This window comes from Bradyrhizobium diazoefficiens, from assembly GCF_016616885.1.
GTDB classification, from domain to species: domain Bacteria; phylum Pseudomonadota; class Alphaproteobacteria; order Rhizobiales; family Xanthobacteraceae; genus Bradyrhizobium; species Bradyrhizobium diazoefficiens_F.
This window is the reverse complement of sequence record NZ_CP067102.1, coordinates 3,630,190-3,656,237: the sequence shown is the minus strand read 5'-3', so window position 1 is coordinate 3,656,237 and position 26,048 is coordinate 3,630,190. Positions and strand designations below refer to the sequence as shown.

At 64.3% G+C, this 26,048-nt stretch carries 33 protein-coding genes; 3 read left to right on the top strand and 30 right to left on the bottom strand.

The features are described from left to right. Window positions 1–35: 35 nt before the first annotated feature. Genes JJC00_RS16785 through JJC00_RS16775 form a run of 3 tightly spaced genes read right to left on the bottom strand, consistent with a single transcriptional unit; the run spans window position 36 to window position 2,768 of the window. Window positions 36–299 carry an EscU/YscU/HrcU family type III secretion system export apparatus switch protein gene (locus tag JJC00_RS16785; RefSeq protein ID WP_200473603.1) on the bottom strand — a complete coding sequence of 88 codons (264 nt, stop codon included), beginning with the start codon at window positions 297–299 and terminating at the stop codon, window positions 36–38. Then, window positions 296–1,918 carry a flagellar hook-length control protein FliK gene (locus tag JJC00_RS16780; RefSeq protein ID WP_200473602.1) on the bottom strand — a complete coding sequence of 541 codons (1,623 nt, stop codon included), beginning with the start codon at window positions 1,916–1,918 and terminating at the stop codon, window positions 296–298. The genes JJC00_RS16785 and JJC00_RS16780 overlap by 4 nt, the downstream gene beginning before the upstream one ends. A 55-nt stretch (window positions 1,919–1,973) precedes the next feature. Then, window positions 1,974–2,768, bottom strand: coding sequence for an ATP12 family chaperone protein (locus tag JJC00_RS16775; RefSeq protein WP_200473601.1), 795 nt, complete (start codon window positions 2,766–2,768; stop codon window positions 1,974–1,976). A gap of 72 nt (window positions 2,769–2,840) precedes the next feature. Between JJC00_RS16775 and JJC00_RS16770 the strand changes: the two genes are divergently transcribed. After that, the gene (locus tag JJC00_RS16770) at window positions 2,841–3,287 is read left to right on the top strand and encodes a hypothetical protein (protein ID WP_200473600.1); all 447 of its coding nucleotides are present in this window, start codon (window positions 2,841–2,843) and stop codon (window positions 3,285–3,287) included. Window positions 3,288–3,468: 181 nt separating this feature from the next. Here the strand turns inward: JJC00_RS16770 and JJC00_RS16765 are convergent, their stop codons facing one another. Genes JJC00_RS16765 through JJC00_RS16755 form a run of 3 tightly spaced genes read right to left on the bottom strand, consistent with a single transcriptional unit; the run spans window position 3,469 to window position 7,476 of the window. After that, on the bottom strand, window positions 3,469–4,683 hold the full coding sequence (locus JJC00_RS16765) for an RluA family pseudouridine synthase (RefSeq protein WP_200473599.1): 1,215 nt from the start codon (window positions 4,681–4,683) through the stop codon (window positions 3,469–3,471). Between the two features lie 52 nt (window positions 4,684–4,735). Continuing rightward, window positions 4,736–6,073 (bottom strand): replication-associated recombination protein A, encoded by a 1,338-nt coding sequence (locus tag JJC00_RS16760; RefSeq protein WP_200473598.1) that lies wholly within the window; start codon window positions 6,071–6,073, stop codon window positions 4,736–4,738. Further along, entirely contained in the window at window positions 6,070–7,476 is a 1,407-nt protein-coding gene (locus JJC00_RS16755) for a DegQ family serine endoprotease (protein ID WP_200473597.1), read from the bottom strand. The genes JJC00_RS16760 and JJC00_RS16755 overlap by 4 nt, the downstream gene beginning before the upstream one ends. A 332-nt stretch (window positions 7,477–7,808) precedes the next feature. Here JJC00_RS16755 and JJC00_RS16750 point away from each other — a divergent pair, with 332 nt between their 5' ends. Continuing rightward, entirely contained in the window at window positions 7,809–9,404 is a 1,596-nt protein-coding gene (locus tag JJC00_RS16750; RefSeq protein WP_200473596.1) for an OprO/OprP family phosphate-selective porin, read from the top strand. A 40-nt stretch (window positions 9,405–9,444) separates the two neighbouring features. Here JJC00_RS16750 and JJC00_RS16745 read toward each other — a convergent pair whose 3' ends face one another. Then, window positions 9,445–9,828 carry a winged helix-turn-helix transcriptional regulator gene (locus JJC00_RS16745; RefSeq protein ID WP_200473595.1) on the bottom strand — a complete coding sequence of 128 codons (384 nt, stop codon included), beginning with the start codon at window positions 9,826–9,828 and terminating at the stop codon, window positions 9,445–9,447. Window positions 9,829–9,949: 121 nt separating this feature from the next. On the opposite strand from JJC00_RS16745, the gene JJC00_RS16740 reads away from it, so the two are divergent. Then, a complete protein-coding gene (locus tag JJC00_RS16740; protein WP_200473594.1) occupies window positions 9,950–10,963 on the top strand; it encodes a zinc-binding alcohol dehydrogenase family protein in 1,014 nt (337 codons plus the stop codon). Window positions 10,964–11,058: 95 nt separating this feature from the next. Here the strand turns inward: JJC00_RS16740 and hisC are convergent, their stop codons facing one another. The 23 genes from hisC to rplP form a co-directional block, all read right to left on the bottom strand. Then, window positions 11,059–12,117: a histidinol-phosphate transaminase gene (gene hisC, locus JJC00_RS16735; protein ID WP_200473593.1), complete on the bottom strand. Its 1,059-nt coding sequence runs from the start codon at window positions 12,115–12,117 to the stop codon at window positions 11,059–11,061. A gap of 23 nt (window positions 12,118–12,140) precedes the next feature. After that, window positions 12,141–12,440: a DUF1330 domain-containing protein gene (locus tag JJC00_RS16730; protein WP_200473592.1), complete on the bottom strand. Its 300-nt coding sequence runs from the start codon at window positions 12,438–12,440 to the stop codon at window positions 12,141–12,143. A 9-nt stretch (window positions 12,441–12,449) separates the two neighbouring features. Then, window positions 12,450–13,238, bottom strand: a complete 789-nt coding sequence (locus tag JJC00_RS16725; protein ID WP_200473591.1) for an SDR family NAD(P)-dependent oxidoreductase — start codon at window positions 13,236–13,238, stop codon at window positions 12,450–12,452. Window positions 13,239–13,401: 163 nt separating this feature from the next. Next, window positions 13,402–14,655: a group II intron reverse transcriptase/maturase gene (ltrA, locus tag JJC00_RS16720; protein WP_246773922.1), complete on the bottom strand. Its 1,254-nt coding sequence runs from the start codon at window positions 14,653–14,655 to the stop codon at window positions 13,402–13,404. Between the two features lie 669 nt (window positions 14,656–15,324). After that, window positions 15,325–15,741, bottom strand: a complete 417-nt coding sequence (gene rplQ, locus JJC00_RS16715; protein ID WP_200473590.1) for a 50S ribosomal protein L17 — start codon at window positions 15,739–15,741, stop codon at window positions 15,325–15,327. A 144-nt stretch (window positions 15,742–15,885) separates the two neighbouring features. Continuing rightward, entirely contained in the window at window positions 15,886–16,917 is a 1,032-nt protein-coding gene (locus JJC00_RS16710) for a DNA-directed RNA polymerase subunit alpha (RefSeq protein WP_200473589.1), read from the bottom strand. A 112-nt stretch (window positions 16,918–17,029) separates the two neighbouring features. Further along, window positions 17,030–17,419 carry a 30S ribosomal protein S11 gene (gene rpsK, locus JJC00_RS16705; protein WP_007603045.1) on the bottom strand — a complete coding sequence of 130 codons (390 nt, stop codon included), beginning with the start codon at window positions 17,417–17,419 and terminating at the stop codon, window positions 17,030–17,032. A gap of 128 nt (window positions 17,420–17,547) precedes the next feature. Beyond that, window positions 17,548–17,916 (bottom strand): 30S ribosomal protein S13, encoded by a 369-nt coding sequence (gene rpsM / locus JJC00_RS16700; protein ID WP_129268084.1) that lies wholly within the window; start codon window positions 17,914–17,916, stop codon window positions 17,548–17,550. Window positions 17,917–18,104: 188 nt separating this feature from the next. Beyond that, on the bottom strand, window positions 18,105–18,971 hold the full coding sequence (locus JJC00_RS16695; RefSeq protein WP_200473588.1) for an adenylate kinase: 867 nt from the start codon (window positions 18,969–18,971) through the stop codon (window positions 18,105–18,107). A gap of 277 nt (window positions 18,972–19,248) precedes the next feature. Beyond that, window positions 19,249–20,580, bottom strand: coding sequence for a preprotein translocase subunit SecY (secY, locus tag JJC00_RS16690; protein ID WP_200473587.1), 1,332 nt, complete (start codon window positions 20,578–20,580; stop codon window positions 19,249–19,251). Between the two features lie 150 nt (window positions 20,581–20,730). Next, a complete protein-coding gene (gene rplO, locus JJC00_RS16685) occupies window positions 20,731–21,216 on the bottom strand; it encodes a 50S ribosomal protein L15 (protein WP_200473586.1) in 486 nt (161 codons plus the stop codon). A 66-nt stretch (window positions 21,217–21,282) separates the two neighbouring features. Further along, a complete protein-coding gene (rpmD, locus tag JJC00_RS16680) occupies window positions 21,283–21,489 on the bottom strand; it encodes a 50S ribosomal protein L30 (RefSeq protein ID WP_027535307.1) in 207 nt (68 codons plus the stop codon). A 25-nt stretch (window positions 21,490–21,514) separates the two neighbouring features. Then, window positions 21,515–22,108 carry a 30S ribosomal protein S5 gene (rpsE, locus tag JJC00_RS16675; protein ID WP_027535306.1) on the bottom strand — a complete coding sequence of 198 codons (594 nt, stop codon included), beginning with the start codon at window positions 22,106–22,108 and terminating at the stop codon, window positions 21,515–21,517. Between the two features lie 44 nt (window positions 22,109–22,152). Next, the gene (gene rplR / locus JJC00_RS16670; protein ID WP_027535305.1) at window positions 22,153–22,515 is read right to left on the bottom strand and encodes a 50S ribosomal protein L18; all 363 of its coding nucleotides are present in this window, start codon (window positions 22,513–22,515) and stop codon (window positions 22,153–22,155) included. 11 nt (window positions 22,516–22,526) lie between these two features. Then, window positions 22,527–23,060, bottom strand: a complete 534-nt coding sequence (gene rplF / locus JJC00_RS16665; RefSeq protein WP_200473585.1) for a 50S ribosomal protein L6 — start codon at window positions 23,058–23,060, stop codon at window positions 22,527–22,529. Window positions 23,061–23,076: 16 nt separating this feature from the next. Then, on the bottom strand, window positions 23,077–23,475 hold the full coding sequence (gene rpsH / locus JJC00_RS16660; protein WP_027535303.1) for a 30S ribosomal protein S8: 399 nt from the start codon (window positions 23,473–23,475) through the stop codon (window positions 23,077–23,079). A 14-nt stretch (window positions 23,476–23,489) separates the two neighbouring features. Further along, complete coding sequence (gene rpsN / locus JJC00_RS16655) at window positions 23,490–23,795, bottom strand: 30S ribosomal protein S14 (protein WP_057745473.1); 306 nt, start codon at window positions 23,793–23,795, stop codon at window positions 23,490–23,492. Between the two features lie 46 nt (window positions 23,796–23,841). Next, window positions 23,842–24,399, bottom strand: coding sequence for a 50S ribosomal protein L5 (gene rplE, locus JJC00_RS16650; RefSeq protein WP_200473584.1), 558 nt, complete (start codon window positions 24,397–24,399; stop codon window positions 23,842–23,844). Further along, on the bottom strand, window positions 24,392–24,706 hold the full coding sequence (gene rplX, locus JJC00_RS16645; protein ID WP_007603031.1) for a 50S ribosomal protein L24: 315 nt from the start codon (window positions 24,704–24,706) through the stop codon (window positions 24,392–24,394). The genes rplE and rplX overlap by 8 nt, the downstream gene beginning before the upstream one ends. Next, entirely contained in the window at window positions 24,706–25,074 is a 369-nt protein-coding gene (rplN, locus tag JJC00_RS16640) for a 50S ribosomal protein L14 (RefSeq protein WP_007603030.1), read from the bottom strand. The genes rplX and rplN overlap by 1 nt, the downstream gene beginning before the upstream one ends. 84 nt (window positions 25,075–25,158) lie before the next feature. Further along, window positions 25,159–25,407: a 30S ribosomal protein S17 gene (rpsQ, locus tag JJC00_RS16635; RefSeq protein WP_027535298.1), complete on the bottom strand. Its 249-nt coding sequence runs from the start codon at window positions 25,405–25,407 to the stop codon at window positions 25,159–25,161. A gap of 13 nt (window positions 25,408–25,420) precedes the next feature. After that, complete coding sequence (gene rpmC, locus JJC00_RS16630) at window positions 25,421–25,627, bottom strand: 50S ribosomal protein L29 (protein WP_094895733.1); 207 nt, start codon at window positions 25,625–25,627, stop codon at window positions 25,421–25,423. 5 nt (window positions 25,628–25,632) lie between these two features. Continuing rightward, entirely contained in the window at window positions 25,633–26,046 is a 414-nt protein-coding gene (gene rplP, locus JJC00_RS16625) for a 50S ribosomal protein L16 (RefSeq protein WP_008136349.1), read from the bottom strand. Window positions 26,047–26,048: the final 2 nt, after the last annotated feature.

Below are 26,048 nucleotides of genomic sequence, written 5' to 3'. Positions count from 1 at the left end.
GACGCGCGGAGAGAGATGCGCGCCAGCGTGATGCGCTAGCGCGTCCGTCCCGACAGCCGCAGCACGAACACCAGCACTTCGGCGACGGCCTTGTAGAGATCAGGCGGAATTTCCTCGCCGAGCTCGATCTTGGAGAGCGCGCCGGCCAGGATCTCGTTCTCCTCGATCGGGATGTCGTTGGCCTTGGCGATCTCGACGATCTTGGCGCCAATCGTTCCCTTGCCCTTGGCGACGACGACAGGCGCGCCGCTGCCCTTCTCGTAGTGCAGCGCAATTGCGAGCTTGGACTCCTCGCTCATGTGGCGCGATCCAGGAAATGCCCGGTGCGCGCCGGCGCTGCTTGCGGCGGGGTGCCGTCGCGCACGACGATATCGCCGGGCTTGAGTTCGGCTTTGGTCAGCGCCTGATTGAGCTCACCGATCCCGGCGCGCAGCCGCTGCGCCGTCGCCGGCCGCTCGGCCCACATCCGCACAAAAGTCTTGTCACCGTTGAGCGTGATCAGTGCGTGCACGGGGCCGCTCGGCTCGACATTGAGCGTGAAGCGCGCGCGCCAGGCGCGCTTGGCGGGATCGGCCTGCTCGTTGCCGCCGTCGCGCGAGATCTCGAACTGCGCCATCGCGGTGCCCTGCGGGATCGCAAACGGAATCTCGAAATTCCACTGCGGAGCGGTCGGATCGATGCGATGGCCGCTGGCATCGACGCGATCGGGCAGCGAGGCGACCTGCAGCAGCGTCTGCCGCGCGATCGCGGCATCGGTGTCGTCGAGCAGGCGGTGCACGGTTGCCGCGAGCGGCGTGTCCGGTGTGAGCGATGGCGAGGCGACCGCCTGCGGAGATGGCGGCGCGCCGCGGAATGGCGGTGGCGTCGTGCGTGTAGCGGCCTCGAAGACGTGGCTGTCAGGCACGGCCTTGTTCGAACCCGGCACATTCCCGGTCATGCGCGGCAGGTTTTGCGTGACCTCTTGCAGCACGCTCGCGGCGAGGCCTGCGGAGATCGTCCGCGGCAGCGCCTGCGGCGTTTCGCCGGCCATGTCCGCCAGCACAGCAGCTACCACATTGGGACTGCGCGGCACTTGCGGCGATTGAGCTATCTCTGCTTCGGGCAGCGGCGCTTGCGCAGCCTCGCCTGCAACTCGAGGCGGCAAGCTTGCGGCCTGCGCCGTGGCAACGGCGTTCATCGCAACCGCAACAGCCTGCGTGGGTGGCGTGGCAGTCTCGAGCCTGCCTGATGTCGCGGCCAGCGTCTGGCGCAACACCAGCAGCGCGGCCTTCAGGTCCGGCACCGCGCCCGACGGCGGCGTCGTGCCTGCCGCAAGCGAGGCCTCGAGAAACAGGCCGGATTTCTGAAAGGCGGATTCGATATCGCCGCCATCGAGCGCGGTGTTGAGCGGCGTCTGTTGCGCCAACACGTCCAGCACGACCTGCTTCAAGCCAACAGGCAGATCGCTGCCGGTCACGACGGAGGCCAGATTGGCGAACAGCGGCGCCTGGCTACCCTGCTTGGTCACGGCCTCGGCCGATGCTGCGGTGACGGCGACCTGCTCTGTCGGCGTCAGGGGATTGCGGGCCGCGGTCGCGGATGGCGCAAGCGACGGGCTGTCGACCAGCGACGCCGCCACCGGCGTCAGTGTGACCTGATCGGCGCTCGCCTCGCCTGCGCTGTTGATGACGGCGAGCCGGATGGTGCTGTCGTTCTGCGACACCGCGAGCTGGAGATTTTGCCCTGGCGTCAGCGACACCTCGGACATCACGTCCATCGACAGATTGGCGATTGCGATCCGCACCAGATTGTCGGCGAGCACGCTGACGACCCTGGCATCAACGACGCTGCCGGCATGCAGCACAACATCGTGCGTCGCCGCATCAGCCACGGGGCTGGCGGCACTGACGGGAACGATCGAGCTTATCGGCGTTGGCATCTCAGGGGCCCGGGGAGCGCGAATCCCACCCTAGGGCCCCGTCGTAAACCTCTCGTTAAGGACCTTTGGCCGCGGGCGCATTCACGGCCGTCAACACCGCCACGGCGGCGTCGAAATCCCCCAGGCGGGTGGCCCGGCGGGCGGCCGCCTCCTCGTCCACCCCCCACTGGTCAGTGTTCCAGTCCTCGTCGACATGGGCGGCGGCCCAGACCTGGCCGGCGTCCCGCACGCCATGGGCCAGCGCCAGCGCCAGCAGCGCCGAGCCGGTCAGGGTCGTCACGATGTGGAGAGCGGCGACCGACCAGGGATCCCCCGGCAGCACGGCCCGGGCGGCCCGGAGCGCCTCGTCCGGCTGCTTCACATGCAAGATGCCCTCGGACAGGATGAAATGCGCTCCGAGCGCGTCCGCAGCCCAGAACAGCACGGGGTCCCAATGCGCGGCCTCGCGGGCGACCAGGCCCTCGGGGTGGCCGGCGCGATAGAATAGCAGGTCGGTCTCGAAGTATTTTACGAGGTCATCGGTGACGAGCGCGACGCGGTCGACCACACCCTCGACCACGCTGTTGGCGATCCGCGTCAGCGGCATGGTCACGGGATCGATCGTCTCGCCCTGCGCCGCCCATTCCGCGGCCACGGCATCCGCCAGCGCACGCGCGGGGATGACCACCTGGCGGGCGGAGGGCGTCCGGATCGGCTTGCCGTCGAGCGTGATGCCGAATCCGCCCTCGGCTTCCGTGACGCCCACCTCCTTGTAGAAGCGCTTGCGCAGCGCCGTGCGCGCGGACGCGCGCGCCGATTCCCGCGGATCCGGCGGGGGTTGGCCGGCTGCTTCTTCGAACAATTCGCGCATGTGAGTTTTCGGTCTCCGCCGCTGAATGCTAGGCTTTTAAGGTAAGATCGGCGGCCGATAAAGCGAGCGGGCATGAGGGAACTTGCGGGCATTGTAGGCCTGTTCGCCGGGCTTTGGCTGGCCGCGGCCGAGGCCGGCTTTCGCACCCCGGAATCGCTCGTCCGCAACGTCTATGCCTATTATGGCGAGGGCGCGCCGGAGCTGTCCAAGGGACTGCCGCGGGATGATGCGACCACCCGGCAATTCTTCGACCCCTCCTTACGCAAGGCGTGGTCCGCGCCGCGGACCGAGCCCTACGATTTCCTGGTGCAAAGCCCGAGCTGGAAGCTCGGCCCGGTCACAATCGCGATCCTCCGCAGGCAATACGACCGGACCTATGTCGCGGCGAATTTCGACAATCACGGCCGGCCGGTGACGCTGAACTTCATCCTCGTCAACGGGCCGGAGGGCTGGCTGATTGCGGATGTCGAGAGCCCGCATGATAGCTTGCGGATGTTTCTGGAGCAGTTTCGGAATTGAGCATTGCTGTCATGCCCCGCGTAGGCGGGGCATCCAGTACGCCGCGGCGGATGCGGTCAGAGCGCGCTCTCTAACGCCGGCCTCTGGAATACTGGATCGCCCGCCCCAGTGCGCAAGTGCGCACAAGGCGGGCGATGACAGCGAGAACGTGGCGAGCCGCGGGCCCTACTAGATCGCCCCCCTACTCCTCCGGCGCGTTCTCGATCGGATCAAAGCGGCTTGCGTCGAGCCCGAGCAGATTCCACGACTGCTGCATGTGCGGTGGCAGTGGCGCGGTGGCATCGATGAAGCCGCCGCGCGGGTGCGGGATGACGATGCGGCGCGCGAGCAGATGCAGCCGGTTCTGCAGGCCGCCCGGCAGCTGCCAGTTCTCGATGTTGAAATATTTGGAATCGCCGACGATGGGGTGGCCGATATGCTCCATGTGGGCGCGCAGCTGGTGGGTGCGCCCCGTCACCGGCTTCAGCGACACCCAGGTCAGCTTGTTGCCGGCGGTCTCGACCACCGCATAGTACGTCACCGCATGGCTGGCGCCCTCGTCGCCATGCTGGGCGATGCGCATGATGGTGTCGTCCTCGCTCTCCTCCTTCGCAAGGAAAGTCGAGATACGGCCCTGCTTCGGCTTCGGCAGACCCGGCACCAGCGCCCAATAGGTTTTTCGCGCCGATCGCGAACGGAACGCACCGGTCAGATGCGAGGCGGCAAAGCGCGTCTTGGCGATCAGGAGACAGCCCGACGTTTCCCTGTCGATACGATGCACGAGGCGCGGCTTCTGGCCCTTGGAATCGCGCATCACCTCCAGCATCTGGTCGATGTGGCGCGTCATGCCCGAGCCGCCCTGCACGGCGAGGCCGGCCGGCTTGTTCAGCACGAGGACGTCGTCGTCCTCGTAGATCGTCATCTCCTTCAGCGCCTTGAGTGTCTTTTGTGCGCCTTCCGAGAGCTCGTCGACGGCCTTCGGCGTATCGAGCTTGAGCGGCGGAATGCGGACGCTCTGCCCCTCCTCCAGCCGATCCTTGCTGTCGACGCGCTTGCCGTCGACACGCAGCTCGCCTTTGCGGACGACGCGCTGGATGTGGGAGAACGACAGGCCGGGAAAGCGCGCTTCGAGGAAGCGATCGACGCGCATGTTGTTCTCGTCGGCCGTCACGGTGACGGTCTGCACCTTGGTCGGCAGCAGTGCCTCGACGGGTTTTGCAGCCGCCGGCATTTCCATCTCCGCTTTGGGCGGACGCCGCTGGGCGCGCTCGGCGGCAAAGCGCGGTGGCTTCGCACCGGGGTTACCGCCCGGACGCGGTCCGGCCTTCTTCGCGGTGCGCGCCTTGAACGGACGCGATTCCTTGCGCTCATCGCGCGAACGGGGCTCTTGGTTGGTTCTTTTGATACGGCGGCTCATGATTGCCTGCCTACCCTAAAAGCCGGCTCCCGTCACGGCGAAATGGCCGGTTCTAGCGCGAGTCACCCCGCTCCTTGCGCAGCTTGGCCCAGTAATCCAGCCGCTTCCTGATCTCGCGCTCGAAACCGCGCTCGGGCGGGTCGTAGAAGGTCTGGCGACCCAGGGCTTCCGGGAAGTAGTCCTGGCCGGAGAAGGCGTCGGGCGTGTCGTGGTCGTATTCGTAGGCTGCGCCGTAGCCCTCCGACTTCATCAGCTTGGTCGGCGAATTCAGGATGTGCTTTGGCGGCAGCAGCGAGCCGGCCTGTTTTGCCACCTGCATCGCCGTGCCGAAAGCCGTATAGACCGCGTTCGATTTCGGCGCGGTGGCGAGATAGACCACGGCCTGCGCGATGGCGAGCTCGCCTTCGGGGTGCCCGAGGAAATCGAAGGCGTCCTTGGCGGCATTGGCGATGACGAGCGCTTGCGGATCGGCAAGCCCGATGTCCTCCACCGCCATGCGCACGACGCGACGCGCCAGGAACAGCGGGTCCTCGCCGGCATCGAGCATGCGTGCGAGATAATACAGCGCGGCGTCCGGATCGGAGCCGCGCACCGATTTATGCAGCGCCGAGATCAGATTGTAGTGGCCGTCGGCCGACTTGTCGTAGATCGGCGCGCGGCGTTGCAGGATATCCTGCAACTGCGCGGCATTGAAAATCTCGTCCGCCCGCGCCGAACGCCAGACCTCTTCGGCAAGCGTCAGCGACGCCCGGCCGTCGCCATCGGCCATGCGTACCAGCACGGCGCGCGCCTCGTCATCGAGTGGCAGCTTGCGGCCCTCGACCTCCTCGGCATGCGCGAACAGCTTTTCGATCGCGGCGGCATCGAGCGAGCGAAACACCAGCACGCGCGCGCGGGACAGAAGCGCCGCGTTGAGCTCGAAGGACGGGTTTTCGGTGGTGGCGCCGACCATGACGACGGTGCCGTCTTCCATCACCGGCAGAAACGAATCCTGCTGGGCGCGGTTGAAGCGATGCACCTCGTCGACGAACAGCAGCGTGCCCTTGCCCATCTCGCGGCGGGCCCGCGCGGCATCAAATGCCTTCTTCAGATCGGCGACGCCGGAGAACACCGCAGAGATCTGCTCGAAATGCAGATCGGTCGCATCTGCGAGCAGCCGCGCCACCGTGGTCTTGCCGGTGCCGGGCGGGCCCCAGAACACCAGCGATCCCAGCGTGCGCGTCTCCAGCATGCGCGTCAGCGCGCCGTCGGGGCCGAGGATGTGATCCTGGCCGACGACCTCCGACAGCGCACGCGGCCGCAGCCGGTCCGGCAGCGGATGCGGGGCGTCGTGATCGAGCCCCGCCGCAGCAAAGAGAGTTGGCGTCTCCTGTGGTCGCTTCGGACTCATCCGCCCAGCGTGACGTTGATCTGTTGACCGCCGCGGACCAGCGTGATGCGCCAGATCCGCTGGCTTGCGCCTGCCGCCTTCTCGAGGTCGCCGGTCTTGCCGATCTTCTGGTTATTGACGGCCAGAATGATGTCGCCCTTCTGGAAGCCGACATTCGCGGCCGCGCTGTCGCCGCCGAGATCGGTGATCACGACACCTTCGGTGTCGGCGTCGAGATGCAGCTCATCGGCGAGCGCCGGCGTGATGGTCGAGACCTTCGCGCCCTGGAACGGCGAGCGCGCGGTGACGACGAGTTCGTTGCGGCCGGTGTCGGGTGCGGCCTCGAGCGCGATCGCCAGCTTGAGCGGCTTGCCGCCGCGCTGCACGTCGATCTGCGCACTGCCGCCGAGCGGACGGGTGGCAAAGCGATAGTCGAACGCGTTGGGATCGTCCACGGCCTGGCCGTCGATCCCGGTGATGAGATCGGAGGATTTCAACCCGGCCTTCGCCGCAGGACCGCTGGGAACGACGCTCGCGACCAGCGCGCCGGTCGGCGAGCGCAGGCCGAGGCTCTCGGCAATCTCGGGCGTCACCGCCTGCAGTTTCGCACCGAGCCATGGCCGCTTCACCGCCGTGCCACCGCTCTTGGCTGAGGCGACGACGACGCGCACCATGTTGGCCGGAATCGCAAAGCCGATGCCTTGCGAGCCGCCGGAGCGCGAGTAGATCGCGGTGTTGATGCCGGCGAGCCGGCCGTTCATGTCGACCAGTGCACCGCCGGAATTGCCGGGATTGATCGCCGCGTCGGTCTGGATGAAGAACTGGTAGTCGGTGATGCCGACTTGCGTGCGCGCGAGCGCCGAGATGATGCCGTGGGTCACGGTCTGGCCGACGCCGAAGGGGTTGCCGATCGCCATGACGACGTCGCCGACCATCAGCTCATCCGAATTGGTGAAGTCGAGCGCCGGAAACTTCTCCTTGGTGTCCTTCAGACGAAGCACAGCGAGATCGGTGCGGGAGTCCTTCAGCACGATCTCGGCCTCAAACTCGCGCTTGTCCGACAGCGACACCCTCACCTGGTCGGCGCCTTCGATGACATGGACGTTGGTGACGACGAGTCCGGAGGAATCGACGATCACGCCCGACCCCAGCGACCGCTGCACCTGCTCCTGCTGCTGGCCCGGCACGCCGAAGAAGCGACGGAAGATCGGGTCATCCAGGAGCGGATTGCGGTTCTGCACCACCTTGGCGGCGTAGACGTTGACGACCGCCGGCTGCACCCGCTGCACGATTGGCGCATATGAGAGCCGCAGCTCGGCTGGCGATGACGGGACGCGACGGTCTTGCGCGGCTGCCGTATTGAAGTGCGCCGAAAAGGCTATGCAAAATGCCGTGACGACGGCGGTCCAGTTCGCTCGAAACATTCCTACCTCTTGGAAAAGACGCCGGAATATAGGCGCGTTCGCCCCTCAATAGAAGGGCGCCCGGCGGCAATATTCGGCCCTCCCCTGGTGTGGCCGGCGCGCAAGCGCTGCGTGCAAAACGACAATTTGCGGGCGCCGCTCATTGGCATGACGCACGTCATCCTGCATGATGGGCGGTGACGGATTCGGCTGCGGCGAAATTACATCAGTAGGAACCATCGCAGCCGTGGCGCGCTGTCGCGGGATGGTCATCGATCATTCTTAGGCTCTCTCGTGGCGACTTGGGGAAGTTGGTCAGCAACGGAGTGGACGACGTGACCAGGAAAACATTCATGGCTGCAACGCTGGGTATCGCCGGCGCGTTTGCGGCATCGGGGGTGCACGCACAATCGGCAAGCAACAGCGACCAGGAGATCGCTCTCCTTAAGCAGCAGCTGAAGATGCTGGAACAGAAGCTCGACAAGCTCCAGAGTCAGACTGCCGCGAACACCGTCGCCACGGCGAAAGCCAAGGCCGAAGCGAAGGCTGAAGCGAAGGCCGAGGCGCGCTCGGAAGCGAAGGCCGTAGTCGCCAACGCCAACGCAGCGTTTCCGGTCAAAGGCGCACCGCCGTTGTCCGGCGTCGTCGTGACAATGCCGAACAACCGGCCGACGATCTGCACCGCGGATCAAGCCAACTGCGTCGCCATCACCAGCCGCGTGCATTGGGATGTCGGCGGCTACGACTTTCGCCCCAACTCGGCCTCTACAGTCCCGCAGAAGCTCGACAGCGGCGAGAACGTCCGCCGCGCGCGCATCGGCGTGGTCGGCAAATTCCTCGAGGACTGGAATTTCGCGCTGATCTACGATTTCGGCGGCTCGTCCGATGGGTTCGGTGGCTCGGCGGCTGGATCGGATCCGGGCGGCGGCGTCTCTGGAATCGAGAACGCCTATCTGAGCTACACCGGCCTGAAGCCATTCGGCGGCAAGATGGCGATCGAAGCCGGCATCATGGACCTTGCCTGGACCATGGATGAATCCACGAGTTCCAATGACATCGCCTTCATGGAGCGCGCCTCGGTCGGCATCATTGCGCAAAATATCGCCGCCGGCGATTTCCGTTCTGCCGCCGGTGCCCGCTGGTACAACGACGTGTTCTACGCCGGCGCCTATGTGACCGGGCCGACGACGGGTGCCATTCACTCGGCCTCGAGCGCTTTACCTCCCGGGACCAGCGAGCAGTATGGTGCGACCGCCCGTGTTGCAGGCCAGGTCGTCAGCGGCAACGACTATTCGGTGCATCTCGGTGCCGACGCCCAGTGGCTCATCCAGCCGCCGCGCAATCTGATCGCGAACACGCAAACGCTCACGCTCAGCGATCGTCCCGAACTGCGCATCGACCCGACAACGCTGATCTCGACCGGGGCGATTGCAAACGTGTCGGGCGCGCAGGTTTATGGCGTGGAAGCGGCGGCCACCTATGGACCGCTCTGGGTCCAGGGCGAATATTACTGGTTCAACATCGATCGTGGTGCGAATACCGCCGTGGCGCCCATCGGCACGTCGAGCCTGAATTTCCAGGGCGGTTACGCACAGGCGGCCTATGTCCTGACCGGTGAAAGCCGCAAGTACAATCCCGGCAACGCCGCGTATGGCGGCGTCAAGCCAAACAATCCGTTCTCGATCAACGGTGGTGGCTGGGGTGCCTGGGAAATCGCAGCCCGCTACTCCACGATGAACTTGAACGATCAGCTCGCGACCGCTGCCGGCATCGCCGGCGGCCGGCAGGACGTCTACACGCTGGCGCTCAACTGGTACGTCAACGGTAACGTCCGCTTCATGCTCGACTACTTGCATGGCACTGTATCGAAGCAGGCCTCGGCGGTGTCTGCGGCGGATGTCGGCTCGAAGTTCGACGCGGTCGCTTTACGCACGCAGTTCGCGTTCTGACGCGCCCCGTTCGGGAGCGGCATCGTCCGCTCCCGAACATCTAAGCCGCGCGCTTCGGCTTCTTGACGGGCTCGGCTTCAGGCGCCGGCGCGCAGGACAGCCGCTGCTGATGGCCCTCGCCCCAGGCTTTCAGAATGTCGATCACCGGGCGCAAGCTCTCGCCGAGTTCGGAGAGCGTGTATTCCACCCGCGGCGGCACCTCCGCATAGACCTTGCGGGTGACGAGTTTGTCCTCCTCGAGCGCGCGAAGTTGTTTGGTCAGCATGCGCTGGGTGATGCCGGGCATCCGACGCCGCAACTCACCGAAGCGCTGGGTACCGGCCTGCAAGTGGAACAGGATCACGCCCTTCCATTTGCCATCGATCAGATCCAGCGTCGCCTCGACCGAGCAGCCGGGACGACGGGCAAAATTGCGCCGTTTCATGCTTGTTTTCCCAATAGTATCCAAACAGGGACTATATCCCCGAATTTACAGTACTTGCCAAATGGGAGCCAGGGCGACAGTTAGAGCGGCAGGCGAATACGCCATCTGATGGAGACAAGCCATGAAGGCCGTCGGCTACAAGAAGTCGCTTCCGATCGAGGATCAGGATGCGCTGATCGATTTCGAGACCGCCAAGCCCGAGCCCAAGGGACGCGACATTCGTGTTGCCGTGAAGGCGATCTCGGCCAACCCGGTCGATTACAAGGTGCGGAAGCGCGCCGCGCCGCCCGAGGGCGAGACCAAGATTTTGGGCTACGACGCGGCCGGCGTGGTCGATGCCGTCGGGCCCGAGGTCACGCTGTTCAAGCCCGGCGACGAAGTGTTTTACGCGGGCTCGATCCTGCGCCAGGGCACCAACTCCGAATTCCATCTGGTCGACGAGCGCATCGTCGGCAGCAAGCCGAAATCGCTCTCGTTCGCGCAAGGTGCCGCCCTTCCCCTCACGTCCATCACCGCCTGGGAATTGCTGTTCGACCGTCTCGGCGCAGTACCCGGCAAGAGCGTCGATCCGCGTACGCTTCTCATTACCGGTGGCGCCGGCGGTGTCGGCTCGATCCTGATCCAGCTCGCGCGCCGTCTCACCGGCCTCACCGTGGTTGCGACCGCGACGCGGCCGGAATCGCGGAAGTGGTGCCTCGATCTCGGCGCGCATGCGGTGATCGATCACGGCAAGCCGATGAAGGAGCAGATCGAGAAACTGAAGCTGCCGCCGGTCGCGCTGGTGGCGAGCCTCACCTTCACCGATCAGCACTACAAATCGATCGCCGAGTTCATGGCACCCCAGGGCCGGTTCGGCCTGATCGACGATCCCCCGGAATTCACCATGAGCACGTTCAAGGGCAAGGCGATCTCGGTGCACTGGGAATCGATGTTCACGCGCTCCTCGTTCCAGACGCCCGACATGATCGCGCAGCATCATCTGCTCAACGACGTCGCCGACCTCATCGACAAGGGCGTGCTGCGCACCACGCTCGACCAGACCTTTGGCACGATCAACGCAGCCAATCTCAAACGCGCGCACGCACTGCTCGAGAGCGGCAAGTCGCGCGGCAAGATCGTGCTGGAGGGGTGGTAGACTGAGGTCCTGTAGGGTGGGCAAAGGCGCACTTGCGCCGTGCCCACCACCTCGCAACACGCGCACTCAAAGTGGCGAGCGCGCTTCCGCCGGCGCTATCTCAATATCCCTGATAACGCCGACAACAGCCGGTCGATCTGGTCATCCGTGCCGATGGTTATCCGCAGATAATCCGAGATGCGAGCCGCGGAGAAGTGGCGGACGATCACCGCCTGCTCCCGCAGCGCCGCCGCAAGCGCGGCGCCCTCATGCACGGGATGGCGCGCGAAGACGAAGTTGGCCAGCGACGGCAGCACCTCGAAGCCAGCGCCCTTCAGCCCGCGGGTCAGCCGCTCCCTGCCCTCGATCACGCGAAGGCGGCTCTGCTGGAAATAGGCGTCGTCCTCCAGCGAGGCGATCGCGCCGGCCAGGGCGGGCCGCCCGAGCGGATATGAATTAAAGCTGTCCTTCACGCGCGTCAGCGCATCGATCAGATCGGCATCGCCGATCGCATATCCGACCCGAAGCCCGGCCAGCGCGCGGGACTTGGACATGGTCTGCACGATCAGGAGATTCCGATGGGACGCCACCAGCGGAATTGCAGTCTCGGCGCCGAAATCGACATAGGCCTCGTCGACGACCACGGGCACGTCCGGGTGCTCGTCCAGCAGTGTCGTGATCTCGTCGCGGGACAGCGCGATCCCCGTCGGCGCGTTCGGATTTGGGATGATGATCGCGCCGGCCGGCCGGCGATAATCGGCGATGCGGATTTGCATGGCCTGATCGAGCGGCACAGTCTCGTAGGCAATACCGAACAGACGACAATAGACAGGGTAGAAGCTGTAGGTGATATCGGGAAACAGCAGCGGTGCATCATGCTTCAGCAGGGCGACGAAGGCATGCGCCAGCACCTCGTCCGAGCCGTTGCCCACGAACACCTGCTCGGGTCTCACGCCATGATAGGCGGCCAGGGCGGCCCGCAGCGCGGTCGCCTGCGGGTCCGGATAAAGACGCAGCGTGTCGGCTGCCGCGTCGCGGATCGCCTCCAGCGCACGCGGCGACGGACCGAGCGGGTTCTCATTGGTGTTCAGCTTGACGAGGTCCACCATACGGGGCTGTTCACCCGGCACGTAGGGCCTCAAATCATGCGTCAAGCTGCTCCAGAAACGGCTCATTTCTCTGCCCGGATTCCTGTAATCTATGTCGTCGCCGCTGCGCCCTCGACGAACAGCAGCCGCCGCTCCAGCGCGCCGGCGCGGATCTTCAACGCCTCGGCATATTCCGGCGAAGTGTACCATTCCTTCAGCCTTGCCATCGACGGAAATTCGACGATGACGATGGCCTTCGGCGGAAGATTGCCTTCCGCCAGCTCCGCCTTGCCGCCGCGGACGAGATAATGCCCGCCATATTGCGCGATCGTCTTCGCGGCGAGCACGCGATAGGCTTCGAAGCCGTCGGGATCGCGCATCTCGACTTCGGAGATGACATAGGCTGCCATGCGCTGCTCTTACGCAATGGTATTGACGATGCCGCCTTCCGCGCGCAGCGCCGCACCATTGGTCGCAGATGCTTCCTTCGAGGCGACGTAGACCACCATGTTGGCGATCTCGTCGACACTGGCAAAACGCTGGATCAACGAGCTCGGGCGATGCTGCTTGACGAAATTGGCGGCGGCCTCATCGACCGACTGACCGTTCTGCTTGGCGAGATCCTTCACAAAAGTCTCGACACCCTCGGACATGGTCGGGCCAGGCAGCACCGAGTTCACTGTGACACTGGTGCCCTGGGTGAGCTGCGCCAGCCCGCGCGCGACCGCGAGCTGGGCCGTCTTGCTCATGCCGTAGTGAATCATCTCGACGGGAATGTTCAGCCCGGACTCCGAGGAGATGAAGACGATGCGGCCCCAGTTGCGCTTCAGCATGCCCTTCATGTATGCGCGCGACAGCCGCACGCCGCTCATCACGTTGACCTCGAAGAAGCGGCTCCAGTCCTCGTCCGGAATCTCGAAAAAGTCCTTTGGCTCGAAGATACCGGCATTGTTGATGAGGATATCGACGTCCGGCAGCGCAGCCACGAGCGACTTGCAGCCTGCGGCAGTCGAGACGTCGGCGGCGATGCCGCGCACCTTGGCGCCCGTCCCCTCCAGCTTGCGCACGGCCGCATCGACCTTGTCCTGGCCGCGCCCGTTGATCACCACGCTCGCCCCCGAGCCGGCGAGGCCCTTGGCGATGGCATGGCCGATGCCGGCGGTTGAGCCGGTCACGAGGGCGGTCTTTCCGGAAAGGTCGATCTTCATGAATCATCTCCATTGAGGTTGAAGCGGATATCGTGCGCTGCACATGCGGGCGCAATCGCCGCTCACCGACGCGTGAGGATCTCGTCGCGGATCGGGTAGGAGGAAGCCTTGCGGCTTCCCCCTCCCACACCACCGTACGTACGGTCCCGTATACGGCGGTTCGTCAAGCACGATTGAGGTGGCGGTGCAGTCCGACGAAGGACGGCAGGCCGAGTTGCGTGAAGAAGGCGGCGCGATAGGCGTCGTTCATGTGGCTGGCCCCGGCATTCCACCAAGGGCCGCGGCCGTTGTAGGCCGACCGCCATGCCCGCTCCGGATCGAGCCCGCGTTGCATCAAACGCTTGAGGCGTGTCCGTGGCCGTTTCCACTGTCGCCAGAGAACACAGCGCAATTTGCGCCGCATCCAGCCGTCGAGCTCCTCGAACACCCCTTTGGCCTCCGCCAGCCGGAAGTATTGCAGCCAGCCGCGCAGGATGGGGGTCAGGGTCTTGACGGTCGATGCCAGTGTTCGTCCACGCCCTTGGCGCAGCGTCGTCCTCAGCTTGCTCCGCAACCGCTTCACGCTTTTGACCGCTACCCGGAGGCGCGGCTGCTTGTGAGCGGTCATGGTGTAGCCGAGGAAGGTCCGCACCCAGGGACGGTCAACCGCGCTCTTCGCTGCGTTGACCTTGAGCCTCAACCGCTCGGTCAGGAATCGCGTGATCGACGCCATCACCCGCTCGCCGGCCCGTCGCGTCCGAACATAGATGTTGCAGTCGTCGGCGTAGCGGCAGAAGGCATGGCCTCGTCGCTCGAGTTCCTTGTCCAGATCGTCGAGCAGGATGTTCGACAGCAAAGGTGACAGAGGGCCGCCTTGCGGCGTGCCTTCGCTCCGTGCCGTCGTAATCCCGCCCGTCATCAGTCCAGCCCGCAGGTAGCGGCGGATCAACCGCAGCACCCGCTTGTCCGCAACCCGGCGCGCCACCCGTGCCATCAGCACGTCGTGGTTCACCCGGTCGAAGAACTTTTCCAAATCGAGGTCGACGACAAAGCGTCGACCCTCAGCCACATGCGCTCGCGCGGCAAGCACCGCGTCGTGCGCGCTGCGTCCCGGACGGAAGCCGTACGAGGCCTTGGAGAAGCCTGGATCGAACAGCGGCATCAGCACCTGATGCATCGCCTGCTGGATCAGCCGGTCTACTACCGTCGGGATGCCAAGTTGGCGCACCCCTCCGCCAGGCTTGGGGATTTCCACCCCGCGCACCGGCTGCGGCCGGTAGCGGCCTTCCAGCAGTTCCTCTTTGATGCGCGGCCAATGCTCCTTCAGATACGGCTGCAATTGCTCCACGGTCATCCGATCGATGCCTGCAGCGCCCTTGTTCGCCATTACCCGACGGTAGGCCGTCATCATGTTCGCTCGGCTGACGATCTCCTCCATCAGCCGCGCTTCCACCTCCGGAGGGGAAGGTTGCGGTCTCGCCGTGGCGATTGATGCACCCAGCCCCTGCTCTGGCGGCTTCCGGCCGCTACCCTCGGGGTGAGCACGACGCATCTCAGCGTCATCGTCTGCATCTGTTGGCACCATCGACAGGCCGGCCTCCTCCGGTACTCGACGTTCGGCCCTTCGCCGGCTTGGTGCTGCCGGTTACTACGGCCTCTGCTGACTTCTGCCGCCCCATCCCGACGCCTTGCGGCGCCGGTAGCACACCCGTTGCCGGGGGCAGGACGGCAGACCTCCCAGGGTCAGTCGCGTGACCTTCGTGCCATCTACCTGTCGCATCTACGGCCGCACCCTCCGAGTGATATCGGGCTTCGGGTATTTGGGCTCCCTCGCCCGGATGCGGACGCCTCTTATGCGCTTGCTGTTCGTCAGGCCGGCACTTTGCTTACAGCTTCCTTCATACCCCGCCTCGCGACGACGCCCTTGCTGTTCGGCTAACGGTTCCTATCACCAAGGTCCGTAGAGGACTCACACCTCCAAGTCATCGACCGGACACCACTCCGGTCAAATCGCGCCACTCACGGCGCTCCGCGCCATGCCTGGCGCACCCAACAAAAAAGCGGCGCCCAGGGGCGCCGCTTTCGAAGATCTCGGTGGCCGGCCGGCTTACGCCGCCTCGGCTTCCTTCGCCTGCACTGGACCGGAGTCCAGGCCCTTGGCATCGACGTCGCGGTCGACGAACTCGATCACCGCCATCGCGGCGTTGTCGCCGTAGCGGAAGCCCGCCTTGATGATGCGGGTGTAGCCGCCCTGGCGATCCTTGTAGCGGGGCGCCAGCACGTCAAACAGCTTCTTGACCTGGTCCTTGTCGCGCATCTCGGAGATCGCCTGGCGGCGCATGGACAGCCCGCCCTTCTTGCCGAGGGTCACGAGCTTCTCGACGATCGGACGAAGCTCCTTGGCCTTGGGCAGCGTGGTGACGATCTGCTCGTGCTTGATCAGCGCAGCCGCCATGTTGGCGAACATCGCGCGGCGGTGCTCCGCCGTGCGGTTGAGCTTCCGATGAACCTTGCCGTGACGCATGTGTGTAGTCCTTACTTCAAAACTGCCGCGACGGTTCGTCGGACATGTTGCTCAGGTGGGCTGCCTGCGTTCGCCCTGATGGCGAGTAGCGAATGGCGAGTAGCGAGTTGTCATTCGCTATTCGCCACTCCCCATTCGCCTAGCTCAGTAGTGATCCTCGAAGCGCTTGGCGAGCTCGTCGATGTTCTCCGGCGGCCAGCCCGGCACTTCCATGCCGAGGTGCAGACCCATCTGGGCCAGCACTTCCTTGATCTCGTTCAGCGACTTGCGGCCGAAGTTCGGCGTGCGGAGCATTTCCGCTTCCGACTTCTGCACGAGGTCGCCGATGTAGACGATGTTGTCGTTCTTCAAGCAGTTGGCCGAACGCACCGACAGCTCGAGCTCGTCCACCTTCTTGAGGAAGGCCGGGTTGAAGGCGAGGTCCGGGATGATCTCCTGGGCGACTTCCTTGCGCGGCTCTTCGAAGTTGACGAACACGTTGAGCTGATCCTGCAGGATGCGGGCGGCGTAAGCCACCGAGTCATCCGGCGTCAACGCGCCGTTGGTCTCGATCGTCATGGTCAGCTTGTCGTAGTCGAGGATCTGGCCCTCACGGGTATTCTCGACCTTGTAGGAGACCTTGCGGACCGGCGAGTACAGGCTGTCGACCGGAATCAGGCCAATCGGCGCATCCTCGGGACGGTTGCGCTCGGCGGGCACGTAGCCCTTGCCGGTCGAGACCGTGAACTCCATGCGGATCTCGGCGCCCTCGTCGAGGGTGCAGATCTGGAGGTCCGGGTTGAGCACGACGACGTCGCCGACGGTCTGGATGTCGCCGGCGGTAACGGTGCCCGGGCCCTGCTTCTTCACGACCATGCGCTTGGGGCCTTCGCCCTGCATCTTGATCGCGATGTCCTTGATGTTCAGCACGATGTCGGTGACGTCCTCACGGACGCCAGCGATCGAGGAGAACTCGTGCAGCACGCCGTCGATGTGCACCGACTGCACCGCCGCGCCCTGGAGCGAGGAGAGCAGGATGCGGCGCAGCGCGTTGCCGAGCGTCTGGCCGAAGCCACGCTCGAGCGGCTCGGCGACGATGGTCGCAAAGCGGGTCGAATCGCTGCCCGGCTGAATCTGGAGCTTGTTCGGCCGAATCAGTTCTTGCCAATTTTTCTGGATCGTCACTGTTTCACCCATACAGGCCAGTCGATTTGAAAATTCAAATACCGGCGTTGGAGAAAGGCCGCAGATCAAACCCGCGGCTTCTTAAAAAAAGCATCGCGGGCGACGATGCGCCCGCAATTTCGTATCAGACGCGCCGACGCTTGCGCGGACGGCAGCCGTTGTGCGGGATCGTTGTCACGTCGCGGATCGAGGTGACGGTGAAGCCCGCGGCCTGCAGCGCGCGGAGCGCCGACTCACGGCCCGAACCGGGACCGGCGACTTCGACTTCCAGTGTGCGCATGCCGTGTTCCTGCGCCTTCTTGGACACGTCTTCGGCTGCGACCTGCGCGGCATACGGGGTCGACTTGCGCGAGCCCTTGAAGCCCATCGTGCCGGCGGAAGACCAGGCAATCGTGTTGCCCTGCGCGTCGGTGATGGTGATGGTCGTGTTGTTGAACGACGAGTTCACGTGCGCGACGCCGGAGGCGATGTTCTTGCGCTCACGACGGCGAACGCGGGTGGCTTCCTTGCCCATGGACTACCTTTCCTGGAGATCTCAAACGCCGCCGTAATGCCAGCGGCTACACCTGTGAAAATGCGAGTGGCAAATGGCGAGTGGCGAATGAATCCATTCGCCACTCCCTATTCGCCATTCGCGTCGAATTACTTCTTCTTGCCGGCGATGGCCTTGGCCGGCCCCTTGCGCGTACGCGCATTGGTGTGGGTCCGCTGACCGCGCACCGGCAAACCGCGACGATGACGCAGGCCGCGATAGCAGCCGAGGTCCATCAGACGCTTGATGTTGATGCCGACCTCACGACGCAGATCGCCCTCGACGAGATAGTCGCGGTCGATGACCTCGCGGATCTGGAGCACTTCAGCGTCGCTGAGCTGATTGACGCGGCGATCCTCGGTGATCTTCACCTTTTCGAGGATCTCACCAGCGATCTTCTGGCCGATGCCATGGATGTACTGGAGCGCGATCAGCACGCGCTTGTTGGTCGGGATGTTCACGCCGGCAATACGGGCCACGGCCTTCTCTCCTGTCGCCGATCCCTCGTCAGGAATCGGGCTTTAAGTGCTTATGTTTCTCGGGCAGGTGTTCACAAACGCGAACACGACGCCCACCCCTGGTCTTCCTGGGGCCCGGCATCGTTTGAAACTATCCGACTTGGATGCGGGGCTTATTAAGGGATTCAGGGGGCTTTCGTCAACCGCCGCTAGCGCTTGGCTCGCTTTTTCGTGACCTTTTTTGGACTCTTCTTCGAACCTTTTTTGACGGCCTTTTTGACCGTTTTCTTGACCGTTCTCTTAGTTGCCTTCTTGGTCGCTTTTTTGGCGCTCTTCACGGCCTTTTTTGCGGATTTAGCCGATTTGGCAGCCTTTTTGGCCGCTTTCGCTGGCTTTTTGGCCGTCTTCTTCGCCACCTTGGCCTTCTTGGCCCCCGTCCTGGCAGGCGCGGCCTTGGCCGCGCTGCGGGCATGGCTCCTGGGTTCAACCGCGCCGAGCGCCAGCAGCTGGCGGTGGATGGCGCGGGTGACTTCGTCGATGGCCATCATGCCGTCGATGGTGGAGAGCTTCCGACGCTCGGAATAATAGTGAATCAGCGGTTCCGTCTGGCTGCGGTAGCTGGCTAACCGCTTGGTCAGGACCTCCGGGGTGTCGTCGACCCGGACCTCCTCCCCGCGCTCCCGCATCTGGGCGACGCGGGTCTCGACGCGGCTCAGCAGCGCGCTCTCGTTGACGCGGAGCTCGATCACGGCGTCGAGCTTGAGATGCTTGTGCCGGAGCAGATCATCGAGCGCCTCGGCCTGCGGCACGGTGCGCGGAAAACCATCGAGGATGAAACCGTTCTTCGCATCCGCCTGGTCGATGCGGTCGGAGATGATGCCCACCACAACCTCATCGGGCACGAGCCCGCCGCCGGCCATGATCTCCTTGGCCTTCAGACCGACCGGCGTTCCCGCCGCGACGGCTGCACGCAACATTTCGCCGGTCGAGAGCTGGACGATGCCATAGCGCTGCACCAGCAGTTGCGCCTGGGTCCCCTTGCCTGACCCCGGCGGTCCCAGAAGTATAATTCTCATCGGCGTACGCCCCCCGAATGGTGAGCGATACGTCGCGCACCCGTGTTTGAAAGTTCAGTAGCAGTGCAAATCATAATCGGCGCCGCACCGCCACCCATATCATAGGGGAGCAAATGCCCGGACGCCAAGAAGGCCTTTGAAATCAGTGATTGTGCTGCGGTGAGAGCAGCTCCGCCGATGCGGCCGAATGACTAGCTGATCGCCTCGGCGGGCGCCGCGCGTTGCTCGCGCGGCGAATCGGCGGCGCGGGCGCGCCGCCTCGAGAGGACGCCGCGTCTTAGCGGCGGCGGCCCCGCAGCTTCGACTTGCGGATCAGGCCTTCATACTGATGGGCGAGCAGATAGCCCTGCACCTGCGCCACCGTATCCATGGTGACGCTGACCACGATCAGCAGCGAGGTGCCGCCGAAGTAGAACGGCACCGAGGCATAGGAGATCAGGATTTCCGGGATCAAGCAGACGATCGCCAGATAGATCGCGCCGAGCACGGTGATGCGCGACAGCACGTAGTCGATATATTCCGCGGTACGCTCGCCCGGTCGGATGCCCGGGACGAAGCCGCCATGCTTCTTCAGATTGTCCGCGGTCTCGGTCGGGTTGAACACGATCGCGGTGTAGAAGAAGGCGAAGAACACGATCAGCGCGAGATAGAGGATCAGGAACAGCGGACGGCCGTGGCCGAGCTGGGTGGTGATCCACTGGAACCATTCCGGCCCACTGCCCGCGTTGAAGTTCGCAACCGTGGTCGGCAAGAGCAGCAGCGAGGACGCGAAGATCGGCGGGATCACGCCGGAGGTGTTGAGCTTGAGCGGCAGATGCGAGGACTGGCCCTCGAACATCTTGTTGCCAACCTGGCGCTTCGGATACTGGATCAGGAGGCGGCGCTGGGCCCGCTCCATGAACACGATGAAGGCGATCACGGCGACCGCCATCACGATCACGACCAGGATCAGGCCGGTCGACATCGCGCCCTGACGGCCGAGCTCGAGCATGTTGGCCAGCGCCGCGGGCAGCTCCGCAACGATACCGGAGAGAATGATCAGCGAGATACCGTTGCCGATGCCGCGCGAGGTGATCTGCTCACCCAGCCACATCAGGAACATGGTGCCGCCGGTCAGCGTGATCGCGGTGGAGAGACGGAAGAACATGCCGGGGTCGCTGACGACGTTGCCGGCGCCTTCGAGGCCGACTGCGATGCCGTAGGACTGGAACGCGGCCAGGATCACCGTGAGGTAGCGGGTGTACTGGTTCAGCGTCTTGCGGCCCGCCTCGCCTTCCTTCTTCAGCGCCTCGAGCTGCGGCGAGACGGTGGTAAGGAGCTGGATGATGATCGAGGCCGAGATGTACGGCATGATGTTCAGCGCGAAGATCGCCATGCGGTGGATGCCACCGCCGGCGAACATGTTGAACATGCCGAGGATGCCGCCTGCCTGCGAGCGGAACACCTGCTCCCAGATGTTGGGATCGATGCCGGGCAGCGGGATGTAGGTTCCGAGCCGATAAACGAGCAGCGCACCCAGGGTGAACCAGATGCGCTTCTTCAGTTCGTCGGCCTTGGCGAACGCGCCGAAATTGAGGTTGGCTGCCAGTTGTTCCGCTGCTGAGGCCATATTGGACTTTCTCCCGCCGCCTTTTGCGCCGTCATACCCGCGGCCGGGCTAATTTAGCGGACGCCGGACATTATCTGGGGCTTCGGCTTCGATAAGTCCATCGTCCCGCATGCGCAAAGGCCCGCGAGGCGCGGGCCAATGACGCAGTTGTTACGCCGCCTCGCCTTCTTCCTTGGCAGGGGCGAGGATCTTCACTGAACCACCGGCCTTCTCGACCGCTTCGATCGCGGTCTTGGTGGCACCATGGACTTCGATGTTCAGCTTGGCCTTGAGCTCGCCGCGGCCGAGCAACCGCAGGCCACCCTTGGCGCGGCGCAGCACGCCGGCCCTCACCAGGGCCTCAACGTTGACGACGCTGCCGGTGTCGAGCTTCTTGGCATCAACCGCATCCTGGAGCCGGTCGAGATTGATCTCGGCGAACTCCACGCGGAAGATGTTGTTGAAGCCGCGCTTGGGCAGACGGCGATGCAACGGCATCTGGCCACCTTCGAAACCCTTGATGCGCACGCCCGAACGCGCGGTCTGGCCCTTGCCGCCGCGGCCGGACTGCTTGCCCTTGCCCGAACCGATGCCACGGCCGACGCGCATGCGCTTCTTGCGCGAGCCGGCATTGTCGGCGATATCGCTGAGCTTCATCGCCCTGCTCCTTGTGTTTTGCGCATGATCTGGTCCGAAAACCGGTTCGGGATCATGCGCGCAATTTTACTTCTCGTCGACAATGCGAACGAGATGGTGAACCTTTTCGATCATGCCGCGGACCGCCGGGGTATCCGGCAGTTCGCTGGTGCGGCCGATCTTGTTGAGCTTGAGCCCGATCAGCGTCGAACGCTGCGAGTGATGGCGGCGGATCGCGCTGCCGGTCTGCTCGAGCTTGATCGTCTTTGCGGACATTGCGGCGTCCTTGGCCATCGTCGTCTACTCCGAAAAGCGTTCGTTAGTCCGCAGCCGCCTCGGCATCGCCGCCGACGCGACGACCCTGAAGGGTGGACACCTTGATATTGCGGCGCGCCGCGACCGAACGCGGGCTATCCTGATGCTTCAGCGCATCGAAGGTCGCGCGAACCATGTTGTACGGATTCGACGAGCCGATCGACTTCGCCACCACGTCCTGGACGCCGAGCGTCTCGAACACGGCGCGCATCGGACCGCCGGCGATGATACCGGTACCGGCCGGAGCTGCACGCAGGTAGACACGGCCCGCGCCATGACGGCCGGCGATGTCGTGATGCAGCGTACGGCCCTCGCGCAGCGACACGCGGGTCAGGTTGCGCTTGGCGGACTCGGTGGCCTTGCGGATCGCCTCAGGCACTTCGCGCGCCTTGCCGTGACCGAAGCCGGCGCGGCCCTTCTGATCGCCGATCACGACCAGCGCTGCGAAACCGAAGCGCTTGCCGCCCTTGACGACCTTGGCCACGCGGTTGATGTGGACGAGCTTGTCGACGAACTCACTGTCGCGCTCCTCGCGCTGCTGGCGGTCACGTCCGCCGCCGCGTTGATCGCGTCCACCACGTTGTTCGCGTTCTGCCATTTTTCCAATCCTTCAGAGGCTTGCGCCTCAATCCTCAAATTCTGTTAGAAGCTCAGCCCGCTCTCACGCGCAGCGTCGGCCAGTGCCTTGACGCGCCCATGGTAGAGGTAGCTGCCGCGATCGAACACGACTTCCTTGACGCCCTTCTCGGCGGCGCGCTCGGCCAGCAGCTTGCCGACCGCCTTCGCCGCATCGATGTCGGCGCCGGTCTTGCCGCCGTCGCGCATCGACTTCTCGAGCGACGAGGCAGAGGCCAGCGTCTCGCCCTTCAGGTCGTCGATGACCTGGGCGTAGATGTGCTTGGACGAGCGGAACACCGACAGACGCGGGCGGCCAGCACCGGAGCGGCGCAGCTTCAGCCGCACACTCCGCTTGCGCCGGGCATTTGTAACCTTGGCTTTGGACATGACCGGCTCCGTTACTTCTTCTTGCCTTCCTTGCGGAAGATGAATTCGCCAACATACTTCACGCCCTTGCCCTTGTAGGGCTCCGGCGGACGATAGGAGCGAATCTCGGCGGCGACCTGGCCGACACGCTGGATGTCGCTGCCCGTCACCGTGATCTCGGTGGGCTTCGGCACCGTGATCGTGATCCCTTCCGGGATCGTGTAGACCACGTCGTGGCTGTAGCCGAGCGCGAGCTGCAGGTTCTTGCCCTGCATCGCGGCGCGGTAACCGACGCCGGTGATTTCGAGCTTCTTCTCGAAGCCCTTGGTGACGCCTTCGACCAGATTCGCGACCTGGGCGCGAGCGGTACCGTACAGCGCCCGCGCGCGGTTGGTCTCGACCCGCGGGTTCACCTTGATCTGGCCGCTCTCGAGCTTCACCTCGACGTCGTCATGGACGACGAACTGAAGCTGGCCCTTCGGCCCCTTCATCTTGACGGTCTGCCCGTCGACGGTCGCGGTCACTCCGGACGGCACCGCAACAGGCCTTTTGCCAACACGTGACATGGATCAAAAATCCTTCTCAGAACACCGTGAAGAGGACTTCACCGCCCACGTTCGCTTCACGCGCACTGTGGTCGGCCATGATCCCCTTCGGCGTCGACAACACCGAAATACCGAGTCCGTTATTGACCCGCGGCAGGTTCTTCACCGAGGCGTACACGCGACGCCCGGGCTTGGAGACACGTTCGATCTCGCGGATGACGGGCTCGCCGTCGAAATACTTCAGCTCGATCTCGATCTCACTGCGGCCCGAGGAGTGCTCGAGCGTGGCGTAACCGCGGATGTAGCCCTCGCTCTTGAGCACTTCGAGGACGTTCTCGCGCATCTTCGAGCCGGGCGTGGAGACCTTGCTCTTGGCGCGCATCTGCGCGTTGCGGATACGGGTGATCAGATCGCTGATTGGATCGTGCGTAGACATCTAAACGACCCTCCTTACCAGCTCGACTTCACGAGGCCCGGGACCATGCCCTTGGAGCCAAGGTCGCGCAGCGCGATACGGGACAGCTTGTTCTTGCGGTAATTCGAGCGCGGGCGGCCCGACAGCTCGCAACGCAGACGAATGCGGGTGGCCGACGAATTGCGCGGCATTTCCGCCAGCTTCAGGGTCGCGGCGAACCGCTCCTCCATCGGCAGCGTCTTGTCGGCGATGATCGCCTTCAACCGCTCGCGCTTCGGGGCGGCGTTCTTCACCATCCGCTTGCGCCGGTTGTTCTTCTCGACTGAACTCTTCTTTGCCATGCTTGGCTCCTGGGTATCCGCGTTTGAGAGGCTTTAGGTCAGCGTCTCACTGCCGGAACGGGAAATTGAAAGCGGTCAACAAGGCCCTCGCCTCTTCGTCGGTCTTGGCCGTGGTGCAGACGGTGATGTCCATACCGCGGGCTTCCGTGACCTTGTCGAAGTCGATCTCGGGGAAAATGATGTGCTCCTTGATGCCGAGCGAGTAGTTGCCGCGACCGTCAAAGCTCTTCGGGTTCAGGCCGCGGAAGTCGCGGACGCGCGGCAGCGCGACCGTCACCAGGCGATCGATGAACTCGTACATACGGGCCTTGCGCAGCGTGACCTTGCAGCCGATCGGCTGATTCTCACGCAGCTTGAAGGTCGCGATCGCGATACGCGAATAGGTCACGATCGCCTTCTGGCCGGCGATCTGGCTCAACTCGGCAGCGGCGGTCTCGGCCTTCTTGCGGTCGTTGACGGAATCGCCAACGCCCATGTTCAGCACGATCTTGTCCAGGCGCGGAACCTGCATGACGTTCTCATAACCGAACTTCTCGGTCATGGCCGTGCGGATCTTCGCATCGTATTCCGCGCGCAGGCGCGGGGTGTAAGCGGCCTCAGCCATCGATCTCAGCTCCCGAGCTCTTGGCGATGCGGACCTTCTTGCCGTCAGCCAAAATCTTGAATCCGACGCGGGTCGGCTTTCCGTCCTTGCCGACATACGCGATGTTGGACAGTTGGATCGGCGACTCCTTCGAGATGATGCCGCCCTCCTGGGCCTGCGTCTGCTTCTGGTGACGCTTGACCATGTTGATGCCACGCACCAGCGCCGTGCCGGCGTCGGGGCGGACTTCGAACACTTCACCGGTGCGACCCTTGTCGCGGCCGGTCAGCACGACGACCTTGTCGCCCTTGCGGATCTTCGCAGCCATCACAACACCTCCGGCGCGAGCGAAATGATCTTCATGTGGTTCTTGGCGCGCAGCTCGCGCGGCACGGGCCCGAAGATACGGGTGCCGACCGGCTCGGACTGATTGTTGATCAGAACGGCTGCGTTGCGGTCGAACCGGATGACCGAACCGTCAGCGCGGCGGATGTCCTTGCGGACACGCACCACGACGGCCTTCATCACGTCGCCCTTCTTCACCTTGCCACGCGGAATCGCTTCCTTGATCGAGACGACGATGATGTCGCCGATCGTGGCGTAGCGGCGCTTGGAGCCCCCGAGCACCTTGATACACATAACACGGCGTGCGCCAGAATTATCGGCCACGTCGAGGTTGGTCTGCATCTGAATCATTGATGCACCTCGTCCTCTTTCTCTTTGCGCCAGCCTAGCCGGCGCTCAACATTTCCCTGAAGTCAGTCGGCCAAAGCCAACAGATCAGGCGCTTTTCTTGTGCTCGCCCCGGATCACGATCCAGGACTTCAACTTCGAAATCGGCTTCGATTCCTCGATCCACACCATGTCGCCCGGCTTGAACTCGTTGTTCTCGTCGTGCGCGTGGTAGTTCTTCGAACGGCGGATCGTCTTCTTGTAGATCGGATGCGTAAAGCGGCGATCGACGCGCACCACGACGGTCTTGGCAGTCTTGTCGCTGACGACCACGCCTTGCAAAGTACGTTTCGGCATATTCGTAAGCCCCTTACTTCTCTTTCGCGCGCTTCTGCGCGGCGACGGTCTTGATACGGGCGATGTCGCGGCGAGCCTCGCGCAGGCGCGAGGTGTTCTCGAGCTGCCCGGTGGCGCGCTGGAAGCGCAGGTTGAAGCGCTCCTTCTTCAGGTTCAGGACGGCGTCGTCCTGCTGGTCGGGGCTCATCGCGCGGATGTCTTCGATCTTCATCTGGGCCATGGCCATTACTCCGCAATGCGCTCGACGAAGCGCGTCTTGATCGGCAGCTTGGCGGCCGCCAGCGTCAGCGCTTCACGCGCGGTCTGGGTGTTGACGCCGTCGATCTCGAACAGCACCCGGCCCGGCTTGACGCGGGCGACCCACAATTCCGGCGAACCCTTGCCGGAGCCCATGCGGACTTCGGCCGGCTTCTTCGACACCGGAACGTCGGGGAATACGCGGATCCAGACGCGGCCGGCACGCTTCATGTGGCGGGTCAGCGCGCGGCGGGCCGCTTCGATCTGGCGCGCGGTGACGCGCTCAGGCTCGGTCGCCTTCAGGCCGAACTGGCCGAACGCCAACGTCGCGCCCGAAGACGCAACGCCGTGGATGCGGCCCTTATGCGCCTTCCGGAACTTCGTTTTCTTAGGTTGCATCATGG

Excerpts from the sequence above, each read along its gene's own strand:
- JJC00_RS16785 (WP_200473603.1), bottom strand. The coding sequence starts at position 299 with ATGAGCGAGGAGTCCAAGCTCGCAATTGCGCTGCACTACGAGAAGGGC.
- JJC00_RS16780 (WP_200473602.1), bottom strand. The coding sequence starts at position 1,918 with ATGCCAACGCCGATAAGCTCGATCGTTCCCGTCAGTGCCGCCAGCCCC.
- JJC00_RS16775 (WP_200473601.1), bottom strand. The coding sequence starts at position 2,768 with ATGCGCGAATTGTTCGAAGAAGCAGCCGGCCAACCCCCGCCGGATCCG.
- JJC00_RS16770 (WP_200473600.1), top strand. The coding sequence starts at position 2,841 with ATGAGGGAACTTGCGGGCATTGTAGGCCTGTTCGCCGGGCTTTGGCTG.
- JJC00_RS16765 (WP_200473599.1), bottom strand. The coding sequence starts at position 4,683 with ATGAGCCGCCGTATCAAAAGAACCAACCAAGAGCCCCGTTCGCGCGAT.
- JJC00_RS16760 (WP_200473598.1), bottom strand. The coding sequence starts at position 6,073 with ATGAGTCCGAAGCGACCACAGGAGACGCCAACTCTCTTTGCTGCGGCG.
- JJC00_RS16755 (WP_200473597.1), bottom strand. The coding sequence starts at position 7,476 with ATGTTTCGAGCGAACTGGACCGCCGTCGTCACGGCATTTTGCATAGCC.
- JJC00_RS16750 (WP_200473596.1), top strand. The coding sequence starts at position 7,809 with ATGGCTGCAACGCTGGGTATCGCCGGCGCGTTTGCGGCATCGGGGGTG.
- JJC00_RS16745 (WP_200473595.1), bottom strand. The coding sequence starts at position 9,828 with ATGAAACGGCGCAATTTTGCCCGTCGTCCCGGCTGCTCGGTCGAGGCG.
- JJC00_RS16740 (WP_200473594.1), top strand. The coding sequence starts at position 9,950 with ATGAAGGCCGTCGGCTACAAGAAGTCGCTTCCGATCGAGGATCAGGAT.
- hisC (WP_200473593.1), bottom strand. The coding sequence starts at position 12,117 with ATGAGCCGTTTCTGGAGCAGCTTGACGCATGATTTGAGGCCCTACGTG.
- JJC00_RS16730 (WP_200473592.1), bottom strand. The coding sequence starts at position 12,440 with ATGGCAGCCTATGTCATCTCCGAAGTCGAGATGCGCGATCCCGACGGC.
- JJC00_RS16725 (WP_200473591.1), bottom strand. The coding sequence starts at position 13,238 with ATGAAGATCGACCTTTCCGGAAAGACCGCCCTCGTGACCGGCTCAACC.
- ltrA (WP_246773922.1), bottom strand. The coding sequence starts at position 14,655 with ATGGAGGAGATCGTCAGCCGAGCGAACATGATGACGGCCTACCGTCGG.
- rplQ (WP_200473590.1), bottom strand. The coding sequence starts at position 15,741 with ATGCGTCACGGCAAGGTTCATCGGAAGCTCAACCGCACGGCGGAGCAC.
- JJC00_RS16710 (WP_200473589.1), bottom strand. The coding sequence starts at position 16,917 with ATGGGTGAAACAGTGACGATCCAGAAAAATTGGCAAGAACTGATTCGG.
- rpsK (WP_007603045.1), bottom strand. The coding sequence starts at position 17,419 with ATGGGCAAGGAAGCCACCCGCGTTCGCCGTCGTGAGCGCAAGAACATC.
- JJC00_RS16695 (WP_200473588.1), bottom strand. The coding sequence starts at position 18,971 with ATGAGAATTATACTTCTGGGACCGCCGGGGTCAGGCAAGGGGACCCAG.
- secY (WP_200473587.1), bottom strand. The coding sequence starts at position 20,580 with ATGGCCTCAGCAGCGGAACAACTGGCAGCCAACCTCAATTTCGGCGCG.
- rplO (WP_200473586.1), bottom strand. The coding sequence starts at position 21,216 with ATGAAGCTCAGCGATATCGCCGACAATGCCGGCTCGCGCAAGAAGCGC.
- rpmD (WP_027535307.1), bottom strand. The coding sequence starts at position 21,489 with ATGGCCAAGGACGCCGCAATGTCCGCAAAGACGATCAAGCTCGAGCAG.
- rpsE (WP_027535306.1), bottom strand. The coding sequence starts at position 22,108 with ATGGCAGAACGCGAACAACGTGGTGGACGCGATCAACGCGGCGGCGGA.
- rplR (WP_027535305.1), bottom strand. The coding sequence starts at position 22,515 with ATGTCCAAAGCCAAGGTTACAAATGCCCGGCGCAAGCGGAGTGTGCGG.
- rplF (WP_200473585.1), bottom strand. The coding sequence starts at position 23,060 with ATGTCACGTGTTGGCAAAAGGCCTGTTGCGGTGCCGTCCGGAGTGACC.
- rpsH (WP_027535303.1), bottom strand. The coding sequence starts at position 23,475 with ATGTCTACGCACGATCCAATCAGCGATCTGATCACCCGTATCCGCAAC.
- rpsN (WP_057745473.1), bottom strand. The coding sequence starts at position 23,795 with ATGGCAAAGAAGAGTTCAGTCGAGAAGAACAACCGGCGCAAGCGGATG.
- rplE (WP_200473584.1), bottom strand. The coding sequence starts at position 24,399 with ATGGCTGAGGCCGCTTACACCCCGCGCCTGCGCGCGGAATACGATGCG.
- rplX (WP_007603031.1), bottom strand. The coding sequence starts at position 24,706 with ATGGCTGCGAAGATCCGCAAGGGCGACAAGGTCGTCGTGCTGACCGGC.
- rplN (WP_007603030.1), bottom strand. The coding sequence starts at position 25,074 with ATGATTCAGATGCAGACCAACCTCGACGTGGCCGATAATTCTGGCGCA.
- rpsQ (WP_027535298.1), bottom strand. The coding sequence starts at position 25,407 with ATGCCGAAACGTACTTTGCAAGGCGTGGTCGTCAGCGACAAGACTGCC.
- rpmC (WP_094895733.1), bottom strand. The coding sequence starts at position 25,627 with ATGGCCCAGATGAAGATCGAAGACATCCGCGCGATGAGCCCCGACCAG.
- rplP (WP_008136349.1), bottom strand. The coding sequence starts at position 26,046 with ATGATGCAACCTAAGAAAACGAAGTTCCGGAAGGCGCATAAGGGCCGC.